This window comes from Psychrobacter sp. T6-1 (assembly GCF_052258445.1).
Genome location: NZ_JBQQFC010000618.1, coordinates 1 through 845, shown reverse-complemented (window position 1 = coordinate 845; position 845 = coordinate 1). Strand labels below are relative to the sequence as shown.

General features: G+C 49.1%; 1 protein-coding gene. It reads right to left on the bottom strand.

The genetic code is table 11. From position 1 onward, the window contains the following. Positions 1-845, bottom strand: an 845-nt coding sequence (locus ACTXGO_RS14970) for an AAA family ATPase (protein ID WP_443575079.1), incomplete at both ends; no start/stop codon positions are given.

The following is an 845-nucleotide window of genomic DNA, read 5'->3' as shown; positions in this document are numbered from 1 at the left end:
ACCAAACGGCTAACGCTATGCTTCTCCATATACTCACTCATATCGATACGCACGATAGCGTCCTGAGAGTCAAATAAAAAGTTAGCAAGCGACTTGGTCAGCTCTGTTTTACCGACACCTGTGGGCCCTAAGAATAAAAATGAGCCAGAAGGACGATTGGGATCAGATAGACCCGCTCGACTACGGCGCACCGCATTGGCAACTGCTTCGACGGCTTCGTCTTGACCGATGACGCGCTCATGGAGTTTATCTTCCATAGCGATCATCTTATCGCGCTCGCCTTGCATCATTTTGCTCACAGGGATACCTGTGGCTGCGGCAACGACTTCTGCGATTTCATTATCGGTGACTTTATTACGTAGTAGCTTGGCACCTGCAGGCTCACCAGCTTGCTCTTTTTGTTCAGCCAAATCCGACTCGTTGATACGGCGCTCAAGCTGCGGGATGGTCTCATATTGCAGCTTACTCATGGTCTCGTAATCGCCTTCGCGGCTGGCTTTATCATAGGCGATACGGGCTTTATCTAGCTCATCTTTGAGCTGTTGACTGCCTTTGACCAATGCCTTTTCAGCTTGCCACACTTCATTAAGGTCAGCGTATTCTTTTTCGAGCTCGTCGATTTGCATATCGAGCATTTTGCGCTCTGCTTGCGCGCCTGCATCTTCTTCGTTTTTGAGTACTTCACGCTGCATCTTAAGCTGAATTAAGCGGCTATCGAGCTTACCTAGCGCTTCAGGTTTGCTATCCATCTCCATACGTAGACGACTAGCGGCCTCATCGATTAAATCAATCGCTTTGTCAGGCAGTTTGCGATCTGTGATATAGCGATGACTCATACGCGCCGC